This is a genomic window from Dyadobacter chenhuakuii, assembly GCF_023821985.2.
In the GTDB taxonomy this organism is placed as follows: domain Bacteria; phylum Bacteroidota; class Bacteroidia; order Cytophagales; family Spirosomataceae; genus Dyadobacter; species Dyadobacter chenhuakuii.
The window spans coordinates 3,437,863-3,464,768 of the sequence record NZ_CP098805.1 but is presented as its reverse complement, the minus strand read 5'-3'; the positions used below and the strand labels follow the sequence as shown (position 1 = coordinate 3,464,768).

Sequence of the window (26,906 nt, the reverse complement as noted above, 5' to 3'; positions counted from 1 at the left end):
AGCCCTGTCAGCCTGAGCGGACCGGGCCGCCGGGCGGTCGAAGGCGCGTTACTTGCCAGTAGCGCGCCTTCGACTCCGCTCAGGCTGACAGGGTTTTAAGGGGTCATGCCAACAAATTCAATACATCCTCCCGGCTCAGCGACTTAATAAATCCTTCCTCATTCGAAATCAGATCATCCGCCAGCTGCTTCTTGGTTCTTTGAAGTGCTAGAATCTTCTCCTCAACCGAATTTTTAGTAATAAACTTATAAGTAAAGACTGTTCGGTCCTGGCCGATGCGGTGGGCGCGGTCTACGGCTTGGGCTTCTATGGCGGGGTTCCACCAGGGGTCGAGGATGAAAACGTAATCTGCGGCTGTGAGATTGAGGCCTAAGCCTCCGGCTTTTAGCGAGATCAGGAATATTTTAATGTCGTTGTTGTTTTGAAAGAGTTCCACTTGCTCCTGGCGGTTTTTGGTTGAGCCGTCGAGGTAAGCGTAGGTGATCTCTTTTTCGTTCAGAAACTGGCGGAACAGATCGAGGTGCTTAATGTATTGGCTGAAAATCAATATTTTGTGATTTTCGCTGATAGCGGTTTGCATCTTGTAAAGCACATCTTCAAACTTGCCGGAGCCGTGTGAATATTCCGGATCAACCATTAATGGATGATTGGCCAGCTGCCGGAGTTTAGTCAGGCCTTGCAGAACAACGAGTTGTGATTTCGAAATACCATCATTATCAATGCTTTGCAGGATCAGGTTGCGATAGTATGCTTTTGCTTCTTCGTAAGCTTTTTCCTGCTCATCGGACATATCGCAGTATTGAATGCTTTCAACCTTTTCTGGTAAATCAGTAGCGACCTGCGATTTTAACCTTCTTAATATGAATGGCTTAATGAGATTGTACAGCCTTTTTGTCTTCTCCTCATCCCCGCGCTTCTCAATGGGAACCTGAAATTCATCCCTGAAAAACGACTGGCTGCCCAGCAAACCCGGGTTCACGAATGACATTTGAGACCAGAGATCCAATGTATTATTCTCAATCGGCGTGCCCGTCAAAACCAGCCTGTTTGCTGCATTGAGCTTCTTAACCGCCTTGGTAATGATGGAAGCAGGGTTTTTAATGGCCTGGGACTCGTCCAGGATCACGTAATTGAAACGGTAAGACTGGATGAAATCAATGTCCAGCCGGACAATTCCGTAGGATGTCAGGATTAAGTCGTAATGATCGAACTGGGCGGTGTCTTTTTCACGGTTTGTGCCGGTATATAGCAATACTTTCATGTCCGGCGTAAAGCGTTTTGCCTCTAACTGCCAGTTATAGAGCAGCGAAGTGGGCATAATGAGCATGGAAGGCTCTTTTACGCCTGTTTCCTTTTCGGCTTGGAGCAATGCCAGCGTTTGCACGGTTTTCCCCAAACCCATATCATCCGCAAGACATCCGCCGAAGCGATATTGTTTCAAAAACCTTAACCAGTCATAACCGGTCTTTTGGTAAGGACGCAATGTTCCTTCGAAATGTAATGGTGGCTCAACTGCCTCAATGTGATTGAAATCCCGCAGATTTTCAAGTTTCCGGCTGATCGTGGCTGTGGCAAGGTTCTCTTCTTTTAGCTCCTGGACCAATGCAAGATGGTGCATACGCAGCCGCAAAGGATCGTCATCGCCATCGTGCTCCGTGAAAGAGAAAAATTCTGAATATTTGGTAAACCACCATTCGGGGATCACCGCAATTTCACCATTAGGAAGCAAAAATTCCTTCTTACGGTTGAGTATATAGCTTCTTAGCTGAATAAAAGGAATTTCAAACTCACCGAATTTCACTTTTGCATTGATATCAAACCAATCCCGGCCTTCCTGAATGGAAATATCAATGGAGGAATAACCCAGAAAATAGCGCTTAGCGTCACTCGTATTCTGACGGACGGAAATACCATTTTCAGCCAGTGTATTCGCATTGCTTTGCAGCCAGCCAAAAGCCTGTGACTTTGGCATCTGGATATTGCCGTTTCGTATATTGAGGCCCCAGTCTTTCAGCAGCGCCACATGCTGGCTTTCTGCTTCAATGCTGCGTTTAACCTTATTAAAGACATAATCATTATTCTTTTTCTCCATATGCACGCTCGACGCATGCGCAAAACTGTCGTAGTGGAAGGAGAAATTGGCATATTGAAATGACAAATCGAATGCCACATCATTGTCCTCTTCTTCCTCCATCACATCCACATCCCCATCCTGGAAAATGACCGGAACCTTTTTATTTGAGCTATATTCCGAGATTGTCAGGACAGTTTTAGGCGTTGATGAGACATTTCTGATCTCAAAACCTCTGGCCACCACATCATAGGAGGCTATCAGCGGAGCCACAAACCTGCCATAATATTGTTCTTCCACCTGTCCGGGAATGGCAATGAATTTTTTGGCGAGGAATGGTTTGATCTTTTTGCCATCCACGTGACCTTCAAAATGCAGCAAATGTCCGTCCACAACGAGCCAGGCGGGTTCTTCGCAAATCAGGAAGGCATTTTTATATTGAAAATCAACCTTTTGATATTTGTGACGGATTGTAGGGAAATAATGTGTGTTATCCTCGTTTCGGATAAAGTGAAAGCGGATCGTAGCTTTTTCCGGCTCCCAGAAAACCGGTTTCCACAATGGGTTTCCATCGCTACCCATAATAAAAATCTCTTTGCCGCTAAGCCTTTCGAGTATCTTGGCTTTACAATTTTCAAGATAAGCCGCAATGGTTTCCTGAGTCGCCTTATCGCCTTTTTGCGCGTCATAAACTTTCAGGAAAAAGTCTACGGCATTCAGTTTTTTGGGATTGAATTTTCGAAGAATAACATCTTGCTGAATGTCGTCAATCAACCCTACGAGTTCCACATCACGCTGGTCAATACCGGTGCGGAATTCTTTGATATTCTTGGATGAAATGTTCTGGATCTGGAATGAAAAATCGCCCTGATTGTTCAGTTGGACCACAAAGGATTCAAAAATGTATCCCAAAAATTCATGATTGAGAATGGAATAAACAATTTTAAACGGCTCGGTGGGAGAAACTTTCATTCTGTTACGGTTGGGTAGGCGTGAAGTGCTGGTAAAGAGCCGCTAATTCGATTTAACAGGCTCTTAACAATTTGGAAAACTTCAAATATAAGCGAAAAGGGATCAATAAAAAAGACTTCCAGGCGGAAGTCTTTTTTAAAGTCATAGAACAAGTTCCTAGTTAATTATCAAATAATTTAAGGCAAAAAGAGGGGTTTCCTTAATGATTAAAGGACATAGAAATGCGATGGCTGCTGAACTGCTACCGGCATTTGTTTATCGCGCATCATTTGTTTCAGATCGCGCTCAATGTTCCTTGAAATAGTCAGCATTGGCGTATCTGTGGGCTTATTTTCAAACGGATCCTGTAAATGAATGGCCATTTTTTCAATCAGGAAAAAGCAGCCTGTTATGACGATCAGCACAGGAACCATCAGAAAACCAAAGAGTTCAACAAGTCCGAACGGGAGCAACAATATGAAGAAGTGCAATGCCAGATGAATGTACAGACTATATGTAGATGGAAAAACGGTGTTTTTGATACGTTCACATTTTCCCATTGAATCTACAAGGCGCGTCAATGTTGCATCCATTTCGATTTGCTGATAAGGATTCACCCAGCCTTGCTTCAATGCATTGTTATAATCACGGGCATGCAACTGGATAAGGCCAACATGCTTATTATCATAATCTTGCAGAGATTCGCTCTCTTCCGGCGAAACATATTTTTCAATGTCTGGCATAGGATCTTCTTTCCGCAAACCATGCGCTAATGCATAACACCAGGCTATTTGTCGTTTGATAATGCGGTTTTTAAAACCTTCTATCTGATCCGGATCGTAAGGATCGTCGATTAAAAACATGACCTGACGTGCTAATGTCCTCGAATCGTTAACGATCGCACCCCAGATCTGGCGCGCTTCCCACCAGCGGTCGTAAGCCTGGTTGGACCGGAATGCGAGCAGCAGGGAGATGATTGTTCCGAGCACCGTTGGGACGGTCATTGGAATTGAAATGTCTGTAATGTTGAAGTTTTTGTAAATCACTTCAATTGCAAATCCATAAATGGCCACAAACAGTATTTCGTATTTGATCTTGCCAAAGATGTATCTGACGGGGATGTTTTTTTTCAGAAGCATATTTCCTGTGTGTTAGCTGGTTCCTCAATCTTGTCCACATTAATCAATTCTACACCTGCTTTTTTGATGATCGGCAATGCGTCCAGGCTGCTCTTCGACAGCTTTGGAATGCCATTGCTTTCCGAAAATGCAATGAAGTCCGCGTTATTGGCGTCCAGGAAGTTCTTGAATGCAGCAAGCTTGTTGCCGTAAAAGAATTCCACTTTGATACTGTGCACCTTATTGCTGTATACATCTTTAATTACATGACATTCTTTCCAGAAATCCTCTGAAACGAAGTCGTATTCTTTCTTCCTATAAGTTGAAAAAAGAAGGTCCTGAATGTCGTCTGCAACGTGGAAAAGATGTGTAAAGACGATGGAGAACTTCTGTTGGGCGTTTCGTGCCAGAACGTGTGCAACTTGCAGGCTGTCAGCAGTAAAGTCGGCCGGGATAATTACAGTCTTCATATTTTCTCGCTTGTTTTGTTGATTGATCCATTGAATTAAATTGATAATGCAATGTTACAGCGAGGTTGTTAGCACCACTTAAAAGCGGTGTTATAATACAATGTGAGACTTATTAGAAGGGGATTAGATTATTAAAATGACATTAGAAGGATGCTTTTGAGCAGGGCAAGTGAATTTTGAAGCTCGTTCCCGCACCAACCTGACTATCAACGGCAATGGTTCCATTATGCTTCTTGATAATGTTATTAGCCAAGGGAAGCCCTATCCCGAAGCCTTTGTAACGCTCCGTATTAGAGGCCCGGAAGAATGGGACATAGATCTGAGCAATCTCCCGATCAGGAATGCCGATCCCTATATCCTGAATTTCCACAATAGAATGGGTTCCATCAGAAGAAATGATAATTGTAACCGGTTTATTATCAGAATACTTACAACTATTAAGAACAATGTTTGACAGTGCTGCCGTGAGAAGGGTCTGATTTCCGTTAATTGTCAGCTTGGCTTCGTCCTCTGGTAAATGATTAAAATCGATATCCACCTGATTATCGGGAATAATCTTGTCCACCGCTTCTTTGACAGACAACACCAACTCGTCCACCCGTATAGGCGACCATTGTTCCTTTGTGCCATCGAAACCGGTTTGTGCCAGCTTTAACATACTGTTGGCCAGATGTTCGAGCTTTCCCGCTTCCTTGTAAATAACTTCAAACGAGGACTTCGCGGCAGGAGGGATTTCTTCAAGGGAAAGGCCTAGTTGCGCTTCGCCGCTGATTACGGTAAGGGGCGTTCTGAACTCGTGGGAGGCGTTGCTGACAAAGTTGTTTTGTATTTCAAATGTAATTTCGAGGCGGTTCAGCATATCATTGAACGTATGCGTGAGATCATCGATTTCGTCCTTACTGCCGGCAACTTCAAGGCGCTGGTGCAGGTTATGCGCACTAATCCCTTTTACATTGCGAATAATGCGTCGGATGGGATTGAAAATTTGTGTAGAAAACAGTTTTCCAAACGTGAAAACGAAGATCATGGAGATGAAAAAGCCTACAATCAGCAGTTTTTTGAGGTTTTCAATTTCTTCCAGACCGTAAAGATCCACCGCGGATGACAATATGATTATGGTTTTACCGGACTGGTTAATGTTCAATCCAACATAAGAAGTATCATTCTTGAAAAAGCGGGCAGGTTCTTTTCTAACAATATTATCGTAAAAAGCAGAAGGCATCGGCAGCCGTTCTTTCAGTTGTCTTGCCTTTTCAATCTCGCCGTTCTTGATGATATGGTGCTGCTCAAAAGGCAGGTCGCCCAGGTGTCGTTCCTTAATGTCGTAGTAAATAGAAGTAGTCGATTTACTTTCCTGCAATGCTGCGTGCCCGACAATGTCTGCCCGGACTTCCAGCCGGTGATAAAAGCTGTTTGAAACGCTTTCCGACCCGAATGTGTAAATAAATACGCTCAGCGCCACGATAATGCCTGACGTGAGAATCGTGAAGAGAAGGGCAATTTTAGTTTGTATCTTCATAAGACTGTCGCATCACATATCCCATGCCGAAAACGGTGTGTATCAGCTTATTTTTTTGATTTTTATCAACTTTTTTGCGGAGATAATTAATGTAAACGTCCACGACATTGGTGCCGAGGTTAAAGTTGATGTCCCATACATTTTCCAGGATCTCCATTCGGTTGAGTACTTTGTTCCGGTTATGGATTAGAAATTCCAGCAGGCGGAATTCCGTGGCAGTGAGGTCAATGATGTGGCCGTTTCTTTGCACGATCTTCGTCTCTGTATTCAGCACCAGATCTGCAATTTCAAGCTTCGTCCCGTTTTTCTCTTTTTCGACTTCCTTTCCTCGACGGGTGAGCGTGCGAATGCGGGCTTCGAGCTCTGCCAGCTTGAAGGGCTTGGTCATATAATCGTCTGCTCCGGCATCTAATCCCGATACGATATTCTCTGTTGTGCCCAGCGCTGTCAGCATGAGAATAGGCGTTGCATGGCCAGCGCTGCGGATTTTCCTGCATACTTCCATGCCATTGATGACGGGGAGCATCAGGTCCAGTATGATCATATCGAAGGTGTGGTTCGTAGCCATTTCCAGGCCCGATTTGCCGTCCATAGCCACCGTTATTTCGTGCCCGGAAGCGGATAGGCTTCTTTGAATGAGGGAAATTACGCTGGGTTCGTCTTCGATAAGCAAAAGCTTCATGCAGGCAGATATTGAAAAATCGTCAGGAAGATAAATGTAGAAAAGTATTGCTTAAATAAAGCATGCCTGAAAAGAAAAAAGCCTCTGGTGGAGTTCCAGAGGCTTTGTACCGGGGACGGGAATCGAACCCGTACGAGCGTTTCGGCTCACAGGATTTTAAGTCCTGCGTGTCTACCAGTTCCACCACCCCGGCATCATCCATGCGATTAGGATGGCATATAGAGAAAAAAAGCACCGTTTCCGGTGCTTTAACCTCTGAGCGAAAGACGGGGTTCGAACCCGCGACCTCGACCTTGGCAAGGTCGCGCTCTACCAGCTGAGCTACTTTCGCATAACCGTTTTTGATTATGGTGGTGCAAATGTAGGCACAGGGAGTATGTGACGCAAGTTTTTGTAAAAAATATTTAGGAAAAAAAACGCAACATTTTATTAACAAATTGTTACTCAATTGATACTGGACGCATTTTTTTTCAAAAAATATTAAAATGAATGTGCGCTGCCGGTGCAATGTGCAGTTTCTGCTTCTTGCTTGGGCTGGCCTCGCATAATTTTAATGCCGTCCGTCCTATTTAATTTTAGCACTTTATATTTTAATTACCTTTGCCTCCTTTGACAGGATTGCATAGATTGATGTTTTATTGCATTATCCTGTCTGTGGGTGATTTTAAATAGTAAATATATTTATTCATGTTTTCCAACGAAGTTCTGTTTTTTGGCGGGTTTATATTGGTGATCAGCGTCATGCTGCTTTTAGACCTCGGCGTTTTTAATAAAAAAGACCATGTTGTAAAATTCGGCGAAGCCGCTGCGTGGACTGTTGCCTGGATCTTTCTTGCACTCGTTTTCTACGTCATCATCAACACACATGGCGATCTGGTGCATGGCATGGAGAACTACGCTGATTTGGCAGCAGTTAAAGACAAGTATGCACCGCATTTGAAGCTCATTCCCGGGAATTTTGAGGGAAGCCTTGAAATTTACCGGAAGAATATGTCCCTGGAATTTATCACGGGCTATCTGCTTGAATACGCGCTCTCTGTTGACAATATTTTCGTTATTATCCTGATCTTTTCCTCGTTCGGCGTTCGTCCGCAGTATTATAAAAAAGTGCTTTTTTGGGGCGTTTTGGGCGCAATTATCATGCGTTTCATCTTTATCTTCCTGGGTTCGGCATTAATGCAGCGTTTTGAATGGATCATTTATATCTTCGGTTTGCTGCTGGTTTACCAGGGTGGTAAGATCTTCTTCGAAGCTGGCGAGGATGAAAAAATTGATCCGGCCAAGCATCCGGTTGTGAAATTTGCATCCAAATATTTACCCGTTTTCCCAAGATATGTGCGTGAACATTTCTTTGTTTTGAAAAAAGGAAAATGGCTGGTAACACCGCTTTTTGTGGTCGTTTTGATCGTCGAATTTACCGATTTGATTTTTGCTGTTGACTCGGTGCCGGCGGTTTTCTCTGTTACGAAAGATCCATATGTTGTGTTCTTTTCCAATATTTTCGCCATCATGGGACTTCGTTCCATGTTCTTTTTCCTGAGCAACATTATGGGCCTTTTCCGCTTCCTGAAATACGGGTTAGGAGTTCTGCTTGTATTTATTGGTGGAAAAATGCTGTTCCATTCAAAACTGGAAGAGCTTGGATTTGAGACGGTTTATTCGCTTTACGTAATCCTCGGCATTTTGGCGATAAGCGTGCTCGCCTCTGTTGTTTTTCCGGAGAAAAAGGTAGAAACACGCCAAATCCAATAGTTAAGCAATCAGGATCGTTTGAGTATCTATGGATCGCATTCTTAAAGCTTACTTAAAACGACTTACCAACCTTAGTACGCGTAATAAATCGTTATTGTTGCCAGGGCTGCCTTCGGAGCAGTTCCTGGATCTTCATGAAACTGATTTTTTGCTGGAAAAGCCTGCAATAGAACTTATCAGGCAGCTCGTTTCCGGGAAATCACGCATTGCCCTTTGTGATGTTGCCGATTCCCGTTTTGAAAAGGTTAACGAAGTCAGCAAGAAGCTCCGAAAGATTGCTCGTACAGAACGGTTTATCGAAGAGGAGAGAGGCTCGCGGGATTTGTATGTGGGGTTTCCATTTGTAAAGGGAAAGCTTTCCGATGGGACGCCCATTCATGCGCCGCTTTTGTTTTTTCCGGTTACTCTAAAAATGGACCGGGAGCAATGGTGCCTGTTTGAAGTGCCGGAAAGCAATGTGATCCTTAATTCCAGTTTTGCGCTGGCTTATGCACATTTCAATGAGTCGGTTATAACGGACGACATTCTTGAAAAGTCGTTTGAAGATTTCCCAAAGGATTTCCTGGAATTCCGGACCCAGTTATATGAATGGTTAAAGACCACGCCGCTCAAAATTAATTTCAATCAGGATCTTTTTGAAGACAAGCTCATTGCATTTAATGCGCTGAAAAGTTCAGAACTGGCTGCTAGTGAGCGAAACGGAGAGCTAAAACTTTTCGCTGAGGCCGTTCTCGGCATTTTTCCCCAAGCCGGTTCCTATCTTGTTCCGGACTATAATTTGCTGCTGGAAAACGCCCTGGATGCAGATTTCTCCATTCCCTTGCTCGAAGGAGAGTCATCAGAATCCGAAGCGCCAAAAGATATCCCCGATGCAATTATTAATGCTAAAACGGTCAGAGAAGAGGAGATCCTGACGCCGTTTCCGGTGGATCAGTCACAGGAGGAAATCATTTTGGCTGTGAAATCCGGGAAATCGGTTGTGGTGCAGGGCCCGCCGGGGAGCGGGAAATCACAGCTTATTTGTAATCTGATGGCTGATTTTGCAGCCAGAGGAAAGCGTGTTTTGCTTGTATGCCAGAAACGTGTGGCGCTGGATGTTGTGTACCAAAGGCTGCAAACCATTGGAATGACCGATTTTGTGGGCCTGATCCATGATTTTAAAAATGACCGCGCGGCATTATACAGACAGCTGGCGTCACAGATTGACAAGGTTGAAGCATATAAACAACAAAATTACAGCCTGGATGCCGTTTTTCTGGAAAGGCAGTTTACCCAGCAGAGTCGGGCCATTGACCGTACGGTTCAAGATTTAAATGCGTTTCGGGAAGCATTGTTTGATGAAACGGAATGTGGTGTAAGTATCAAAGAGCTTTACCTAAAAAGTGACCAAACGGCTCCAAAAATGGAGATGAAAGATCGTTACAGGTCTTTTCGTATGGACAATCTGGATCATTTCAGGAGGAAATTGAAAACGTATAGTGCATATGTTTTGCATTTTCCTGCCGGTCATGTCTGGGCAGAGCGCAGAAGCTTCGCAAAGTTTGGCATGAGCGAATTGCGAAACATGGAAGAGATGCTTGCAGAATGGCCGAAAGTGTTTTCCCGGCAAAAACAAAAATTCGAGCATTTAACCAGCCAGCCCTTTTCGCTTGACTATCTGGAAAAGAAAGGCGAGATCACCGAACGGCTCACCGACATTGCCGGGCTCATAGCAGACAATACAACATTTACGCTGTTTAAGAAATATATCAATTCCTCAGGTGGCCACGAACGGCTTGCATTCATCCGGCAAACCACGGATGCGCTTGAAGGATTTTTGACAGAAGATGGCATTGAATTTTCCTTACCAGCTTCAAAATTACAGTCATTCCTTCAATCACTGAAAAAATCCATTGAAGCAAACAGCTCGACGGTTTCGGGTCTTTGGTGGAACATGTTTGGGAAGGAAAAAAAGGAGGTGGAAGAGGTCGCGAAGGCAAATGGGCTTTCAACTGCACTCGACGATCTTTCAAAGCTTGAAATTAAAGTCAAAAACAGGATCGAACTAGAAGGCTGGCTTGCGAGCAAACATTTGAATTTCGACGTTTCCTACATTGATCAGAATGAGCTGAATGAAGGTGCGGAATACATTTCTTTTTTCCAAAAAGCAGAATCAGCCGCCGATGCGGCGGTAAGGGCTGCATTGGATCCTTGGTTGTTGACTTTGCGGCACATTGCTTCTGAAAGTACAGATTACACGACATTCAATGAGCGTATCCATGAGCTGAAAGCCTGGATCACAGTTTGGAGCAAATTGGAGGCTGCTATGTTTCCTTATTTGCTGCCGCAGCAAATAAGGAAATTGCTTAAAGATCCGGACCTTTTCAGCCAGCAATTGTCAGCAGCATTAGTCAGGGATTTTGATTCAATGGTTGATATGGACAACCTCACGGAAAGTATGACTGTGCCGGAACAAGCGGTTACCAAAATCATCGTTGAAAAAAGTGAAAATCTTGGGCATACCAGTTCGGAAGAGTTTGTCAATCTTTTTGAAAATGGCATCCGGCTAGCTTGGATTGAGCATATAGAGAGCAAATTTCCGGATCTGAGAGCGGTTACCTCATTGAAAATGAAGCAATGGGAGACCAGTTTGCAGGAAAGCATTACGGAAAAACAGCAGCTGAGCACGGACATTACCGGGATAAAACTCAGGGAGGCGACTTATGAGGATATCGAGAAAAACCGCCTTGGTAACCGCGTCACTTATCGCGAGCTAGGGCATCAGGTGACTAAGAAAAGAATGATCTGGCCGATCAGGAAATTGCTTGAAAACTACACAGATGAGGTTTTTTCTTTAATTCCCTGCTGGATGGCTTCGCCGGAGGCTGTTTCAGCAGTTTTTCCCATGCAGCGTGCATTGTTTGATCTCGTAATTTTTGATGAAGCTTCGCAATGTTATGCTGAATATGGCCTGCCCGCGGCATTTCGGGGGGCGCAGGTTGTAGTAACAGGGGATAGCAAGCAGCTGTCTCCGAGTGATTTATATAAAATACGATATGAAGAAAAAGCAGACGAGGAAGAATATACAGCTGCCATAGAAATCGAATCGTTACTGGACCTGGCAGCACAATCGCTTAATCAATACCAGCTTACAGGTCATTATCGCAGCTTATCGCTTGATTTGATTGATTTTTCCAACAGGAATTTTTATAAGAACACATTAAGATTGCTTCCTGATTTCCTGCGAATCAATAATGATGAGCCTGGCATTCAATATATTAAGACGGATGGGGTTTGGAAGAATAACATTAACCTCGTTGAAATTGAGCAGGTTGTTTCATTGATCAAAGAGCTTGGAGAAACCGGCAGGAGCATTGGTGTTGTGACATTTAACTTTTACCAGCAAAATGCGATTCAGGACGCGCTTGAAAGGGAAAATGTGTTCTTCAAGGACCTATTCGTTAAAAACATTGAGAACGTGCAGGGCGACGAGCGAGACATTATTATCTTTTCAACGGGATATGCGCCGGATGAGAAGGGGAGAGTTTCCATGCAATTCGGCAGCCTGAATATGCAGGGTGGCGAAAACAGGCTTAATGTGGCCGTGACACGCGCAAGAGAGCGGATTTATTTCGTAACGAGCTTATGGCCTTCGCAACTCCAAACGGATCAGACCGCAAATGCGGGTCCGAAAATCTTAAAAGCTTATCTTGAATATGCCCTGAATGTGTCGGAAGGGAAATTTGTGCCGGCACCGGTGGCAACCGGCAAATTCAGGTCAGATTGGCTGCTGAAAGACCAGTTGGTGAAGCAGCATCCGGATTTTGAGAAAGAGTTACCGTTTGGCGACATTACCATAAAAAAAGAAGGGGTTTACAAGGGTTTGATCCTGACCGACGATGATTTCTATCATTACAGCAAATCGTCAAAAGAACCGCACGCTTATTTACCCCTTCTTTTGCAGCAGAAAAATTGGCCTTACAGGCGTATTTACAGCCGCGAATACTGGACCAAGACTATGGACTACCAGCAGTTACTATAACTCCTTAATACGAATATTTCTGAAAGAAACCTTATTTCCGTGATCTTGCAAAGCAATTTTCCCTTTGGAAGAGGCGCCGAAGCCTTCCCAGGTTTTGAATTTGCTGTCGGAAACCAATTTATCCCATTCGCCGCCTTGTGCAGGGAAGTCAACTACTTTTTTGCCGTTCAACCAGCTTTCGCCACGACCGCCTTTGATTACAACTTTTGCCTTATTCCACTGGCCGGCTGGTTTTACAGCAGCAAAGTCAGTTGGTGGCAGCATGTCATAAAGTGATCCAGATTTGTGATTTCCAGCTTTTCCCGCTTTTGCATCCGGGTGCTTTTCATCATCCAGAATCTGGATTTCAGGGCCGGTAGAGTAGGGGCAGCAATATTTTTTGTCTTCAATGACGTGGTAAATGATACCGCTATTTCCTGATTCTGAAATTTTCCATTCCAGTTCTAATTCGAAATCGCCGTATTCTTTGTCGGTAACAAGGTCCTTGCCGCCTTTTTCCGCAAGAACAATAGCGCCATCTTCCACTTTCCATTGTGGTAACACATTATCCGACTGCCAGCTATGCCAGCCGTTCAAACTTTTGCCGTCGAATAATTTCACCCATTTCCCTTTTTCCTGCGCTTCTGCGGTGTTTGAAATAAGGGCGAGTGAAAATAATGCAACCACGCCTGCCTTAGTGAAAGCACGCCAATTCGTAAAATTCATATTCTTAGTGTTAAAGTTTGGAACGCAATATTAAGTACTTTTCAGTTTTTAATTACTTATTTGGGTAAAGATATGGCGCGATATGTCGCGCTGCTCTGCAACTAAACGATATTTAATTGATATTCTGATGGCGTCTATATTTTCAAAAATTGTAAGGGGTGAAATTCCTAGTCATAAAATCGCAGAAACGGATCATTTCCTTGCCTTCCTGGACGCTTTTCCGATCGCCGCGGGGCATACATTAGTGATCCCGAAAAGAGAAGTGGATTATGTGTTTGATCTTAATGATCAGGAATATTCCGAGCTGTTTCTCTTTGCGAAAAGCATTGTTCCTGCGCTCCAAAAAGCAGTTCCTTGCCTTCGTATAGGTTTGACAGTCATAGGGTTGGAGGTGCCGCATACGCACATTCACCTGCTTACCTTAAATAGCATGGCCGACGCGGACTTCTCGAAAAAAATACACACTACGCAAGAAGAATTGGCAGCGCTGGCAGCGAAGATTCGCGCAGAAATGGGATAGGTTTTTAGAAAATGGATTGTCCTCAGTTAAAAGAAAAATCTTTTCTGATTCCCAACATAAATCCGTGTGTCTTGCGATATAGATCGCCAATATCGCTGGCATAAGAACCTTTAATGGTCATTCCGCCAAGCACATTCACATTGGTTTGCGCGCCGATCAGGCCGGAGAATTGTTTTGGGGAGCCTTCAAAGCGGGAATTGTAAGCGCCCGAATTACTTGAGAAAGATAATTTGGTATGCCACTGCACCTGTCTGAAAAGTGTTCCTCTTAACCCTACATGCCATACTAACACGCGATTGTTGCTGGTAAAATTATCTGCGTAGCCGGGCCATTTCCAATTTGTCTGGGACGTCGGCGGAATAAAAGGTGTTCCGATGCCACGCCCGTAGTAGGACCATCCGTCGCGGATCTGCTGGTTGTTGAAATAGTTGTCATTACCGCGTTTCTTGCCATTCCCCATTTCAAATAGCGGACCTCCCTGATCTTTTGTGAAAAGCATTTCAATAACGCCTTCGGTTATCTCAAAATTGGCACCGTACGAGTTTTTCCGCTTGATCCGCAATCCGGTTAACCCGTCCTTGATGCCCTCCATATAGAATAGTGAACCATCTTCATAGATAAATTGCCTGTATAGATAAATGGTGCTTCCGTAAGTCTCCACTTCAACGGCCAGGTCAAGCGATCCCAAGTGATTTCCAACGCGATTGGTGCTATCAAAATGTGAAATGTCAGTCCCGGTTCCGCCGATGGTTCCAAAAACGGCATAGACATAATTAGAGAAACCATCGGGCAGCTTTCCACTTTCTGGATCTTTAACAAGGTATTTTGATTTTCCGCCCCACTGCACTTGGTGATTGAATCCACCGTATAATTTAAGCCTGGAATTAACTTTTCCCAGTCGTGCGTAAAAAGCCTTCTGATGAAATTTCAGGTTTGTCGTGGCCGGACGGTGTTTTTCGAAAAGTCCGTCGGAATAGAATGCGTTGAATGAGATCCAGCCTTTTGTAAAAGGGACAGCAACAAAACCACTGGTTCCGAAAAATATTTTGGGCACTGGCAACGCATTGCCCGACCATGCATAAGAGCCGGTACCGAGTGTGGAATCAGCCAGGCCGACATTCTGCTTTTTTCGTCCGATAAAAAGCTGCCAATTTTTGAATTTTACGGTTGCGTGCAGCTGCGGCACAAGCATTTTAGGGTGTTCATTGAAGTTCCCTACCGCTTCTACGCCGGCACCCACACGCCAGGATGAGTTAAGCGGCCAGTAATTTTCGAGCGAAATACGCGCACTTCCGGCGGGAACGTCCAAAGGAACGGTGCCGAACTGATTGGCCTGAATCCAGAATGGTGTATGCGTATTGTTGCTGCCAAAACCGGCAATCTCAATAAAATTATTTGTAGAATCCGGGAATTCAGTAGTCTCGGCAGTCTCAGATTGGGAAAAGCCGGCTATGGAAATGCATAACAGTAATGTCAGTATGGGAAAGATTTTCATAGGCGTGCCCTCAAGCTTTTTCTTCAATGTGTATAATGTGACATTTTGACAAAAATAAGTATAACTTTTTGCTATTCATATTGGACATATCAGGCAACGTAAAAAAGCAACGTTAATCCAGGAATCCACTTTTCCTAAGTCCTATGATCAGGCCATGAGAAGTAGGATAAATTTGTCCGAAATCAGTTGTAAGGTTGGAAAAGACACTGCAACCGTTTAATAACTTTATATTCTTTTCAGCTGTAAGAGACAAGGATACCTGCTCTTTCAGTGTTTCGAAAGGACTTAATAAAGACCCTGAATTTCTTGAATATGTGCCTCTCAGCCCAAAATAAGTCTTTTGCCAAGTAGCGGTAACACCAGTATGAAACGCCCAGAACCGGTTATTATTAGTAAACTCTGATCCAGTAACCGGTAAAGACGGCCTGGTCATGCCCGAAGATGGCGCCAGTGGCGTGCCTATGCCGCGGTTGAAATAAGACCAGCCACGTTGATAAATGTAACTGTTGTAATAATTTCCTTTTTCATAAATAGCCAGACCGGACAAAGGAGATTTATTTGTCTGGTTATTGGTCCCAACTGCTTCGAGCAGGAAGCTTTGAAACGCAAAAGCGGTTGATCCGGCTGGTAAAGGCTTGATCCTCTTCATCCTTATCCCGTTCAGACCATCTTCAAAATTGATAATGTGAAACAGGGAGCCAGTCTCGTAAATATTTTGTCTGTACGCAAAGTAAGACCACGTGCTACCTCGCCATTCGGCACCGATATCAACGGTTCCGAAGTGGTAGCCTACTTTATTGTAGTTTAATGTTTTACCAGAGATCGTATGCCAGTAAGCATTCAATGGTTCCAGTTTGTACAGCGGCGTGATCTTATCCTCGCCGCCCCACATAGCCTGATGGTTAGCACCAGCATGAATTTTTAAACGGCCGTGCTCCGGTCCGAACCTGAAATACAGCGATTTCTGATGAAAGTAGGTGTATGAAATGTTCCGTTCCACGCCATAATTCAGCCTGCTGCTTCCCAAATAACCTTCGGAATAAGAAAATTTGAGAGCCAAAAAATTTTTTGTGAAATACAACGGCAGATATTCGGGAAGTGAAATTTGCAGCCGGGGAAAGGGTCGGGAATTGCCGGAAACTGACAGAGAACCCGAAGTCATAGTTGTGTCCATTAACCCGACTACATTGTTTTTTTGTCCGGCCAGGATTTCCAACTTTCCTATCCTTGCAGCGATGTACGCATCTGAAAGAAACGCCTTACCCGATTTACCGTAGCTGGCAATTCCCTGAAGACCAGCGCTCCACTGGAATGTTCTGGGGTTGTGTGGATTATAAACTTTGTAAATGCCGACATTGGCCAGACCAAAATTTCCATTCATCGGCACATTGCCATTCTGGTTCGCGTGAGCCCAAAAAGGAGTATTATCGGTAGCACCAGACAACATTAGGCTGGCTCGGTAATAAATTGTTGAGTCTTGGGCGTTAGAATGTATCGCGAGACATGTCAAGACTGCAAAAAGGCAGACTCGTATCTGAGAGATTGGGACCGGCATTTAAATGTAAAAATTACTCATTAAGGGGTTGAGTTGACTTCCCAAAGTTATCTGATAAAACCGGATTTTCTCCATCCAATCAAAATAGCAGTGTTGTTTGGGTAAAATTGTCCAAAATCCGTGCCAATAGAAGCGCTCAAATGGCTTTCATTCATAAGTTTCAGTGGCATTTCCACGTGCGCTAGGAGGGAAGTCTGATTAATGGGGGATTTGAAAGGCTTATTATATGTACCTGAGTTGATTGAATAACTCGCTTTCAACAATAGCCTCACACGGTTCATTGAAGCTTCCAAACCGCCATGAAGGGCAACAAGGCGGTTGTTTGCAGTGAAAAGCCTTTGCGAGGTTCGCAATTCTTCGCGCATTAAATGCTGGGGAGCGATCACTGGAGTGCCGAGCGTCCGGCCTTTATAAGACCAACCCTGACTATAAACGTAGTGATTAAAATAATCATCGCGTCCAAATGTGCTATTAGCAAAATCGAAAACGTCGCCACCCTGTTTCTTTGTGTAAAGATATTCAAGCAAGATCGTATTGAGCTGAAAACCGTTGTTTTGAAGTTTGTTTCTTTTGATTCTGAGGCCATTAAGTCCGTCTGAAACATTCGCAGTATTTGCAATTGAGCCATCTTCGTAAATGCTCTGGCGGTATAAAAGCGTTGTCCATCTCTTTCCGTTTATTTCCAGTCCGGCATCGATCGTACCGAAATGATTCCCAACCCGGCTGGCCGCCCATGGCTTGCCCAAAACAACATAGCGATATGCTTCCGGGAATTTGAGTCCGCCTGAAAAGATTTTATCTTCCCCGCCCCACATTACCTGGTGGTTAAATCCTGCATGAAAATTCAGTAGATGCCTTCTCTTGCCAAGCTTGATGTATACGGATTTGTGGTGAAAATATGTTTCTGGCACAGCTTTCACATTGCCATAAATCGATTGTGCGGGGCCTAAGAGGCCATCTGAATACGAAAACTTAAATGAAAAGAGGTCATTGCGGGAAATCAGATTGACGAAGTGAGGGGTAGAAATCTGAATTTTTGGGAACGGTCGAGCATTGGATGATATTGCTACCGAGCCACTCGTTAACAGACTATCGCTCAATCCGTAGAATTCTTTCCGCTGTCCAATGCTGACTTCTATCGGGCCAGCTTTGCCTGCTACAAATAAATCGGTAAGGAATGCAGCCGGAGAATGGTTTGTGCTTGCTACCGCCTCAAATCCCCCGGACCATTGAAAAAACCGTGGGTTATTCTGGTTATAAATTTTATGAAGACCAGCTTGGGCCAGCAAAAACGATCCATTTGTAGGAGTAACACCATACGTGTTTGCATGAATTAAATATGGTGTTTGACCCGACGAAAGTGCGCTTTTAATTTCCGCAGAATAATGCCATGTAGAATCCTGAGAAAAACTGCCTGTTTGCGATGCTATCATTAATAGCAGCATTAAGAATGGATTTCTCATGCATGATAAGTTGACCGCGAAAGAATGTTCGAGAAATTGTTACCGCCCTCTTTTGCCAAAAATGACAACAGCCGTAAGAAGAATAATCTTCAATTCAAGAAACAATGACCAGTTTTTGATATAGTAGAGATCGTACATCAGCTTGTGCCGCGCATCGAAGACCCCGGCGCCGTAGGAATACATTACCTGAGCGTATCCAGTGATTCCGGGCTTAATGCTATGCCTGGAATTGTAGTAGGGGATAACCTCATCAAAGGTTTCTGTGAAAACCTGTCTTTCCGGCCGTGGACCAATCAGAGACAAATCTCTTCTGAAAATATTGATGATTTGTGGCAATTCATCAATTCGGCTTAACCGCATGAAAGACCCGTATGAAAAAGTCCTCGAATCATTCTTTTTGGAGAAAGTCGCCCCATTAGATTCTGCATCCAATGACATAGAGCGGAATTTGATACACTTAAATGCGATGTTATCCATCCCAACCCTTTCCTGATAATAAAATACGGGACCGGGCGACTCAAGCTTGATGCGGAAATAGCTTAAAATCCAGAGCGGAAAAGTCAGCAGGAATAAAACGATGGAAACCGCAACATCGATAATCTTCTTTGGATATCTCACTCTTTTACCGAATGCGGGCATATCAGATAAATTAGGATTGATTTCCGATATGTCTTCGGGTATATAAACTTTCTTCAAGCTCTTCTCGCAGAAGTCATAAACCGTAGTGATGCGAATGGATTTGTTTTTACGAATAACCAATTCATAAATGACCTTGTTACGCTTGTCATAGTGAGGATTGGTGACAAGGTGGACTTTCTCAAATTTGTCCAGCAAAGGCCTTACCGTGTAGTTAATGAGGTAATCATCGTCTTCTGTATGAGGGACCAGAATAATTTCCCTGTAAGTCTGACGCAGATGTTTTAAATCGTATTTCTGTAAAAAATAGTCATAACTCGTGATAATCAAGATTTCATCGGTAGAAGCATTTTTGCTCAACAATCGATGTACGTACTTTCGATTAGAAACAGAAGTTTGATCCATATGTGTGCGGCAATAGTAAAAGTTAAAGCGTGTGCAAAAAGAATGCAATTATAATGTAAAAATTCCTATTTTGAAACAGTCAGCAAGGCATACTGAACCATCGGCGGCTTTCATTTAATTAAAGGTTTATAGGTTTGAACAAACGTTAGATACGATTGTCTGTTCATATATCGAGGAGAGGGCATTGAGCAAGTATTTCACAAAGATAAGTGCGGTAAATTTATACTTCGCTTTTTAGAAAAAATATTTTGAACATATTATTTTCTTGCCGCCAGGTTTGAACTATAAAATGCATGAATGGCTCGCCAAAGTTGCTGCTGTTCGAAATTCCTGAGGACAAATTGTTGCGCCAGTTTCCCCATTTTTCTACTGTCCTGCGGATTGTTTATCAGCTTCTCACAGGCATTTACTATGGCATGGATACTTTTTGGCTGGATCAATATTCCCGTATTTCCATCATCGATCATTTCATTGCAGCCGTTAATATTGGTTGCAATGCACGGAATGCCCATGGCGCTGGCCTGCAAAAGCGCTTGCGGAAAGCCCTCCCGGTAACTGGGAAACACAAATATGTCAGAAGCAGCCAAAAACTTTCGCACGTCATGCTGATGCCCCACCGCAATAATGGATTTATTATTTGCGATTTCCGTTTTGGTGTGTTCTTCCAGCGGATTAAGGTCTTCTGGGGCTCCTATCAGTACAAGTTTGAGGTTTTCGTGGCGTTTCTGAAGCTCTGAAAATGCTGCAACCAATTCATTAACACCCTTGTAATTAGCAAGCCGGCCCATAAATGATAGTAAAATATCGCTATGGCCAATGTTATGTGCTTTTCTAAACTCATTGCTTTCAGCCAGCAGTTTCGGTGTAACCGAAAAGTATTCCAGATCAATTCCGTTGCTGCTGCCGTTGCCGATAACCTGCACTTTCGATTTGTCGGGACTGAGGTCGTTATCTAAAATGAATTTTTTGAGCTCCTGTGAGTTTGGTAAAACCCAGTGCGCACACTTGTAGGTTAACGATTCGACGAAGTCAAGAAGCTTTCTTTTCGGGCCGGTGACTTCCATGAGTGGCAGCCCGGCTACTGTGTGCATTCTAAGTGGAACCCTGCAAATATATGCCGCAAGCATTCCGATGATTCCGGCCTTAGGCGAATGGGTATGAACAACTTGCGGTTTGATTTTCCGGATAAGCCGGATGGTTCTAAAAAGAGCTAACAGGTCTTTGAAAGGTGTTAATTCCCGCGAAAGATTAAGAGGGTAAAACGGGGCTCCCTGATTAAGTACCAGATCACCAACATGTTTATCCGGAGTGCTTGCCATTGATACTTCCACACCCTGCTCCAACATAAATTTCAGTTGGCCCTTTAATAATATACGTAGCGAATAAGTTTCGGTTGTTATCCTAAGTAATTTGATTTTCTCCATTCAAGTGTGTTGTCTTTTGTTTTAATCGGTGGAAGTTTGATTGATCCGAACATGCCAGGCCAATCAGGAAGCGCTTGTCAATTCCTGGAAATAAAGAATAGTTTCTTTAAGTCCGTTTTTAAAAAGTACTTCCGGTTGATATTGTAATTGTGTTTTTGCTTTTGAAATATCCGCTAGACTGTGCTTCACGTCACCCCTTCTTTCCGTCACGTAAGTTGGTTCGAGTGGACTGTCTAGCTCCTCAGTGATAGCCGAAACGAGTTCGGTAAGAGAAGTCTGCTCATTGCAGGCAACATTGAAAACCTCGTGCTTCGTCAGATTGTCGGCAAGTAAAGCTTTGATATTCGCCTGAACAACATTGGATACGAACGTGAAATCGCGGGAGGTTAAGCCATCGCCGTTAATTACCGGTGCCTGACCATTCAAAACCTGGGTTATAAACAGTGGAATCACAGCAGCATAAGGACCATTCACATTCTGTTTTGGCCCAAATACATTAAAATACCGTAATCCAACGCTGTGGAACTGATAGGTTCTTGAAAACACATCCGCATAAAGCTCATTGACATATTTTGTGACTGCATATGGCGAGAGCGGGTTTCCAATGATCGCTTCCTGTTTGGGCAGTGATGGACTGTCCCCGTACGTTGACGACGACGCTGCATAGACCATACGCTTTACACCAGCCTCCTTAGCAGCCTGGAGAATATTCAAAAAGCCGCTGATATTTACTTCATTAGTTGTAATCGGATCATTAATGCTTCGTGGAACTGAACCCAGCGCAGCCTCATGCAGCACGTAATCAACATTCTGCACCGCCTTTACGCAGGTTTGATAATCCCTGATGTCGCCTTCGATAAACTCAACTTGTCCTTTATTAATGTACGCTGCAATGTTTTCCAGGTAACCCGTTGATAAGTTATCCAGCACTACGATCTTAGCAGCTTGATATTGAACAAGATATGCTACCAAGTTGGAACCGATGAATCCGGCTCCTCCGGTGATAAGGAATTTTGAGGAGGTGATATCCTGCTGATGATATTGGTTAAAAGTCATTGAGTTATGCGACTAAGATATAATTTGAATAGCTAAATTTCGGCAGCGTGACGCAACCATTATAGCCTGGTGTAGCCTTTATCTTTTGGAAATATTCCCTTCACGTCATAGACAATCGGAGCGTTTTCTCCTGATGGAATTTCAAGATCCAATAATTGATCGTGACCCACAGCTGCAATAATGCCCTGGTATCCGTTGAGTCCGTCCAGGTTGTCGATCAGGCGAATGCCATATTCGTGCTCAACTTCATTTTTATCCGCCCAAGGGTCATATACATGCACATTCATATCATATGATTCCAGCTCCCTGACAATGTCAATAACCCGGCTATTGCGAATATCCGGGCAATTTTCTTTGAAAGTTATTCCTAAAATCAGTACATCCTGCCCCTTTATTTTACGCTCGCTCTGAATTAGTAATTTTACAAACTGGGTAGCCACGTAAGGGCCCATAGAATCATTCAGTCTTCTGCCGGCGAGGATGATTTCGGGATGGTAACCCACTTCCTTTGCCTTTTGTGCCAGGTAAAAAGGATCAACGCCGATACAATGTCCTCCTACCAATCCTGGCTTGAATGGGAGAAAATTCCATTTCGTTCCTGCCGCTTCAAGGACCTCGCTGGTGTCGATTTTTAGCAGGTTAAAGATTTTTGCCAACTCATTGACAAATGCAATGTTAATGTCGCGCTGAGCATTCTCAATTACTTTCGCAGACTCCGCAACTTTAATGCTTGACGCTTTAAATGTGCCTGCTGTAATAATAGACGCATATAAATTATTGACCTCTTCTGCAATTTCGGGTGTGGAACCGGACGTGACCTTCCTTATTTTGGTCAGTGTATGGTGTTTGTCGCCCGGATTGATCCGTTCGGGAGAATATCCGCAGAAAAAATCCTGATTAAATGTCAAACCGGAAATTTTTTCCAAAATAGGAACGCAATAATCCTCAGTAACTCCCGGATAAACCGTTGATTCATAGATGACAATGTTACCGGATTTTAGATTACGGGCAACAGTTTCAGTTGCTTTTCGGACAGGTGTGAGATCAGGATTATTGAATTGATCGACGGGCGTCGGAACGGTGATAATGAAGATGGAGGCTTGTTTGATACTTGCGGGATCGAAAGTGAAGCTTAGTTTGGAAGCTTTTTTCAAACCTTCCTCATCGACTTCTAATGTTCGGTCAAAATGATTTTTTAACTCTGTAATCCGTTGCTGGTCAATGTCAAGACCGATTGTATCAAAAATTTTTCCAAACTCAACTGCGAGTGGCAGTCCCACGTAACCCAAGCCGATTACACAAATTGTTTTGTTTTCTAGGTGCATATAGTCTGTTAGTATTGCCAATAAATGACAAAAATAGTCGATGTGCTGAAAAAATGATTGTCATTAAATGAAAATGTTATCAAAATTGTTTCATAAGATTCAATTTTGATAACATTTTATAATTTACAATCACCGTGCTGCACTATGACAAATGCATCTGTGATGATTTGGTGTACACTTATGGCTGAACAGTCCAGGTTCCGATCATGTCCTTAACTTGCCACGTGTTCGTGCTTGTTTTTCGAAGCGTTATCTTGCTGCCTACAGTTGCGCTTTGGATATACTTGCCTTTGGTCGGAGCCACGGGGACTATGTTATCATTGACAGTTGGTATAAGCCTTAGAATCTGCGCATTTCTCACTTCAAATGTTATTTCAGGATAATTTGCTGGCAAACTGTTCAGTGAGATGGTTCTTATACCCGTGGATGTAGCGTTGTGAAATACTCTTTTGTAAAATCCATAAGTAAGCGTCCTGTTACCCTGCGCGATGTCAAAAGTTAACTTTTCGTTCTTGTCCGACAAGGCCAAATCTTCCAGCACCGCGAAATGAACGTAGTTCACCGGATTAAGTCCATTGATGACTACCGGATCTATAAGACTGCAGTTTTTAATACTCCCTTTCCTGGAAACGTCATCAAATGCAAAGGCAGAAAAGATTTTTTTCGTGCTTCGCGTATCTTCCACCTTTGGGCGTACTATATGAACATTACCAATATTGGCGTCACCTATTGCGTTAGCTTCGCGATATACCAAAAAGGCGGATCCGAAAACAGCATGAGCCATGCCATTTACATTGCAGTCGATGACAGTCGCATCATTGACCTGGATGGTACAAGCGTTAACGCTGTAATTACTCACGCAAAGGCCATTAGACTTATTGTTTTTCCAAAGCGGATTTTGAAACACGATGGATCCTGCAATGGCTCCCGTAGCTTTTGAAATATAAGTTCCATAAAAGCTTCCATCATCATGATGATTGGTGACTGTGATATCCACTACGCGATTAGTCCCTTTGAAATCATCTATAAGAATTACAATTCCTCCTCCGACATTATTTTTCGTTATTGGATTCGTAATGCGTATGCCTTCCAGAAATTCATCTGCATTATCCGGTTCTATGTCAATTCCTGCGGAAGGAGCAACGCCGTTGGTATTGGTTAAAACAGGACTAATAATTTCAATGTTTTTACCTGAAACGATGGAAAGGCCCTGTCTTCGATTATTGTCAGCGCTGATATTGATCAATTTCACATTTTGAGAGAACTTTTGCCATACGCTTGACCCTATGTAGTAGCCGTCACCACCGCTATTATTGGCTGCTATTCCTTCAATCGTCACATTGGTAACGCCTAGCATTGTGAAAATATGTCTTTGCTGTCCGCTGGTATAATTCGCTTTTTGATCTTTGAAAACGACATTGTTTCCCTTGATAGTAACATTTTGTATACCATTCATCAGGACCATTCTTTCCTCTAAGCCAAGCGTTCCCAAACCTTCAACGATCGTACCGTCTGCGAAAACGATATTCTTATTGGATCTCATGAACATTTCCTTCAAACGATAGGAAACCGCAGGTTTTGGAAAGAAAATGTTTGGGATGTCTGTCCTGTTTAATATAGCTTGGATCGTAGCAGTGTTGTCAGTAGTTCCGTCGCCTTTGACCCCAAACCACTCAACATTCACAGGACCTTCAAAGACACGCTCGAACCGTTTTCCGGATGATACAATAGTCAAGGCACCGTCATCTGCACGGGTTGAAGATGGATTGAGCTTAAAAGTGCCAGCCCGTCCCTGATCTGTAATAAAAACTGTTGTAGCTGTGTCTGGCAGTTGACGCAGGCTTGCCATTGTCAGGTATGGAACATAAGATATGGTGCCAACAAGTGCTATACGGGCATTGGATGGACTTTCAGATGCTGTTTCAGCCATGCCAAAAGGAAGTCGGCCTACCTCGACGAAGTCACTGCTGTTGTTTGCGTTTTCATGGCTTCGGAGTAACTGGAACACGCCGGCGCGTTCTGCACTTACAAATTTTCCTTTCAGATGAAAAACAGCGGTGGGTTTACTTGCTGTTAATTCTAAACCGACAAAATCATGGAAGGAACCACCAGTTTGCTGGAAACCTTGCGGTAAAATCAGTTTTAGCCTGAATGCCCGTGCACTTTTAAATACATAGACTGTATTAATGGGTATATCTATCAGATCTGCTTTAATTTCAATTTCGAACTCTTCATTAACAACCACCTCCGTTGTCTGTGTGGTTATTGAAAAGCGAATGGGATCAATAAATGCGGCTGCGTGTGTAAGGCTGTTGACAGAAGCATTCACTACGAAGAAGCAGAATAATGCTACGGCTCGGATCATCATAGATTTCCCAATGGTTATAATGAATAAATATGACCTCATATATAGAATATATTCTATAAAATTATAGATCAAATTTACGTAAGAAATCTATATAACTACAATTGCGTAGAATATTTTATTTTTATACTACACAATAGAAGGTTAAAAAGTCGTTTTATGTAGAATCACCTGTGATTTAAGCATTAAGATCGCGTGAAAATAAATAAAGCACGAACATGAAATGTTCGTGCTTTATAGACTATTGTAGAAGTTATTTTACTTTTTGAGTAATGATTGGTATAAACTAATATACTTGTCAACCATGAATTCCAAGTCAAAATTCTTAACGAAGGATTTTGCTGCTTTGACCATCGCCTCGCTAGCATCTGGATTATCCAGGATTGCCCGTGCTTTACTGGCTAATTCCTGACTATCAGCGGGTTTGAACAGAAAATCTTCGCTTGGTACAATCTCTTTTATACCATTTACGTCGGAGCCTAAAAACGGCACATTTGCGGCGAGTGATTCCAGGGTTACACCAGACATTCCCTCGTATTCGGAAGAAAGTACATTCAAATCAACGGATTTCATGAGCGAGGATATATCTGTTCGAAATCCCAGATAATGTATACGTTCGAGCACTTCACATTCTGCGGCTATCTTTTGTGTAGCTTCCATTGCCTCACCCTCACCTGCTAATAACAAGTGAAAGTCTTCCCCCAGCAATGCACATGCCCGGATAAGTGTTCCCTGATCCTTTGGATATCTGAAACCGGCAGCCATAAGGATCAGTTTCGAATTTGTTGGGATATTCAGTTCAGCACAGAGATGCTGCCTTTCAACATTACTAGCATTTGCAATAGTAGTGAGATCAACGCCATTATTTATTACTTTAATTTTATCACCCTGTCGGATCCACTCAGATAATTTTTCTTTTACACTATCGGTAATCGCAATGATCGCATTATAAGGACGATAAAAGGCTTTTTCGAGCGGTCTGAAATATTGCTTATCACGTCTCGTGTTATGATTACTATGTTCGGTAAATATTAAAACGGGCTTTGTTTTAAGCATGGAAATTGCCAAACTGGACCAATAGGACGCTGGGAACAAATGCACATGGACTACGTCAAACGGGTTGGCTTTAAGAAATTTCCAGATCTCAATCGCACATACCGGGTTGTAAAAATTGGAAATCCGAAGATCATGAATCGTAATGCCGGCATTTTCAATGTGGGCAAGAAAGGATGGAACCGAATTTTGTGCATTGAGCAGCAAAACGCTGATATCTATATCTTTCCTTTTAAAGATAGGCAGAGAGGATACAAGCAACTTCTCTCCGCCGCCTTGTGAAATATCATTAATGATTACAAGTACTTTCATTAAACTGT

At 43.2% G+C, this 26,906-nt stretch carries 18 protein-coding genes and 2 tRNA genes; 3 read left to right on the top strand and 17 right to left on the bottom strand.

All coding sequences use genetic code 11. The annotated features are described in order from the left end of the window. Positions 1–103: 103 nt before the first annotated feature. The 7 genes from NFI80_RS14285 to NFI80_RS14255 all read right to left on the bottom strand — a co-directional run bounded on the left by NFI80_RS14285 (position 104) and on the right by NFI80_RS14255 (position 7,142). Complete coding sequence (locus tag NFI80_RS14285; protein WP_235162625.1) at positions 104–3,043, bottom strand: DEAD/DEAH box helicase; 2,940 nt, start codon at positions 3,041–3,043, stop codon at positions 104–106. Between the two features lie 206 nt (positions 3,044–3,249). Continuing rightward, positions 3,250–4,161, bottom strand: a complete 912-nt coding sequence (locus tag NFI80_RS14280) for a bestrophin family protein (RefSeq protein WP_235162626.1) — start codon at positions 4,159–4,161, stop codon at positions 3,250–3,252. Then, complete coding sequence (locus NFI80_RS14275) at positions 4,152–4,610, bottom strand: hypothetical protein (protein ID WP_235162627.1); 459 nt, start codon at positions 4,608–4,610, stop codon at positions 4,152–4,154. Before NFI80_RS14275 ends, NFI80_RS14280 begins: the two co-directional genes overlap by 10 nt. Positions 4,611–4,752: 142 nt before the next feature. Next, on the bottom strand, positions 4,753–6,129 hold the full coding sequence (locus tag NFI80_RS14270; protein ID WP_235162628.1) for a HAMP domain-containing sensor histidine kinase: 1,377 nt from the start codon (positions 6,127–6,129) through the stop codon (positions 4,753–4,755). Continuing rightward, entirely contained in the window at positions 6,113–6,811 is a 699-nt protein-coding gene (locus tag NFI80_RS14265) for a response regulator transcription factor (RefSeq protein ID WP_235157382.1), read from the bottom strand. The genes NFI80_RS14270 and NFI80_RS14265 overlap by 17 nt, the downstream gene beginning before the upstream one ends. A gap of 107 nt (positions 6,812–6,918) precedes the next feature. After that, a tRNA-Leu gene (locus NFI80_RS14260) sits at positions 6,919–7,004 on the bottom strand. Positions 7,005–7,069: 65 nt separating this feature from the next. Then, positions 7,070–7,142 (bottom strand) — tRNA-Gly (locus tag NFI80_RS14255). A gap of 356 nt (positions 7,143–7,498) precedes the next feature. Between NFI80_RS14255 and NFI80_RS14250 the strand changes: the two genes are divergently transcribed. After that, positions 7,499–8,563 carry a TerC/Alx family metal homeostasis membrane protein gene (locus NFI80_RS14250; protein WP_235162629.1) on the top strand — a complete coding sequence of 355 codons (1,065 nt, stop codon included), beginning with the start codon at positions 7,499–7,501 and terminating at the stop codon, positions 8,561–8,563. Positions 8,564–8,591: 28 nt separating this feature from the next. Next, on the top strand, positions 8,592–12,584 hold the full coding sequence (locus tag NFI80_RS14245) for an AAA domain-containing protein (RefSeq protein WP_235162630.1): 3,993 nt from the start codon (positions 8,592–8,594) through the stop codon (positions 12,582–12,584). On the opposite strand, the gene NFI80_RS14240 is transcribed toward NFI80_RS14245, so the two are convergent. Then, positions 12,579–13,289: a 3-keto-disaccharide hydrolase gene (locus NFI80_RS14240; RefSeq protein ID WP_235157391.1), complete on the bottom strand. Its 711-nt coding sequence runs from the start codon at positions 13,287–13,289 to the stop codon at positions 12,579–12,581. The genes NFI80_RS14245 and NFI80_RS14240 overlap by 6 nt on opposite strands. Positions 13,290–13,416: 127 nt before the next feature. Here NFI80_RS14240 and NFI80_RS14235 point away from each other — a divergent pair, with 127 nt between their 5' ends. Further along, positions 13,417–13,809, top strand: a complete 393-nt coding sequence (locus tag NFI80_RS14235; protein ID WP_235162631.1) for an HIT family protein — start codon at positions 13,417–13,419, stop codon at positions 13,807–13,809. A gap of 22 nt (positions 13,810–13,831) precedes the next feature. On the opposite strand, the gene NFI80_RS14230 is transcribed toward NFI80_RS14235, so the two are convergent. The 9 genes from NFI80_RS14230 to NFI80_RS14190 form a co-directional block, all read right to left on the bottom strand. Continuing rightward, entirely contained in the window at positions 13,832–15,304 is a 1,473-nt protein-coding gene (locus tag NFI80_RS14230) for a capsule assembly Wzi family protein (protein WP_235162632.1), read from the bottom strand. Positions 15,305–15,416: 112 nt separating this feature from the next. Beyond that, positions 15,417–16,751 (bottom strand): capsule assembly Wzi family protein, encoded by a 1,335-nt coding sequence (locus NFI80_RS14225; RefSeq protein ID WP_235162633.1) that lies wholly within the window; start codon positions 16,749–16,751, stop codon positions 15,417–15,419. Positions 16,752–16,906: 155 nt separating this feature from the next. Next, a complete protein-coding gene (locus tag NFI80_RS14220) occupies positions 16,907–18,322 on the bottom strand; it encodes a capsule assembly Wzi family protein (protein ID WP_235162634.1) in 1,416 nt (471 codons plus the stop codon). 39 nt (positions 18,323–18,361) lie between these two features. Then, entirely contained in the window at positions 18,362–19,363 is a 1,002-nt protein-coding gene (locus NFI80_RS14215; protein WP_254414149.1) for a sugar transferase, read from the bottom strand. A 257-nt stretch (positions 19,364–19,620) separates the two neighbouring features. Then, positions 19,621–20,787 carry a glycosyltransferase family 4 protein gene (locus NFI80_RS14210; protein ID WP_255703238.1) on the bottom strand — a complete coding sequence of 389 codons (1,167 nt, stop codon included), beginning with the start codon at positions 20,785–20,787 and terminating at the stop codon, positions 19,621–19,623. 63 nt (positions 20,788–20,850) lie between these two features. After that, complete coding sequence (locus tag NFI80_RS14205) at positions 20,851–21,843, bottom strand: SDR family oxidoreductase (protein WP_235162636.1); 993 nt, start codon at positions 21,841–21,843, stop codon at positions 20,851–20,853. Between the two features lie 59 nt (positions 21,844–21,902). After that, positions 21,903–23,168 (bottom strand): nucleotide sugar dehydrogenase, encoded by a 1,266-nt coding sequence (locus tag NFI80_RS14200; RefSeq protein WP_235162637.1) that lies wholly within the window; start codon positions 23,166–23,168, stop codon positions 21,903–21,905. A gap of 178 nt (positions 23,169–23,346) precedes the next feature. Further along, positions 23,347–25,536 (bottom strand): right-handed parallel beta-helix repeat-containing protein, encoded by a 2,190-nt coding sequence (locus NFI80_RS14195; RefSeq protein WP_235162638.1) that lies wholly within the window; start codon positions 25,534–25,536, stop codon positions 23,347–23,349. Positions 25,537–25,791: 255 nt separating this feature from the next. Continuing rightward, positions 25,792–26,898 carry a glycosyltransferase gene (locus tag NFI80_RS14190; RefSeq protein ID WP_235162639.1) on the bottom strand — a complete coding sequence of 369 codons (1,107 nt, stop codon included), beginning with the start codon at positions 26,896–26,898 and terminating at the stop codon, positions 25,792–25,794. Between the last annotated feature and the right edge of the window lie 8 nt (positions 26,899–26,906).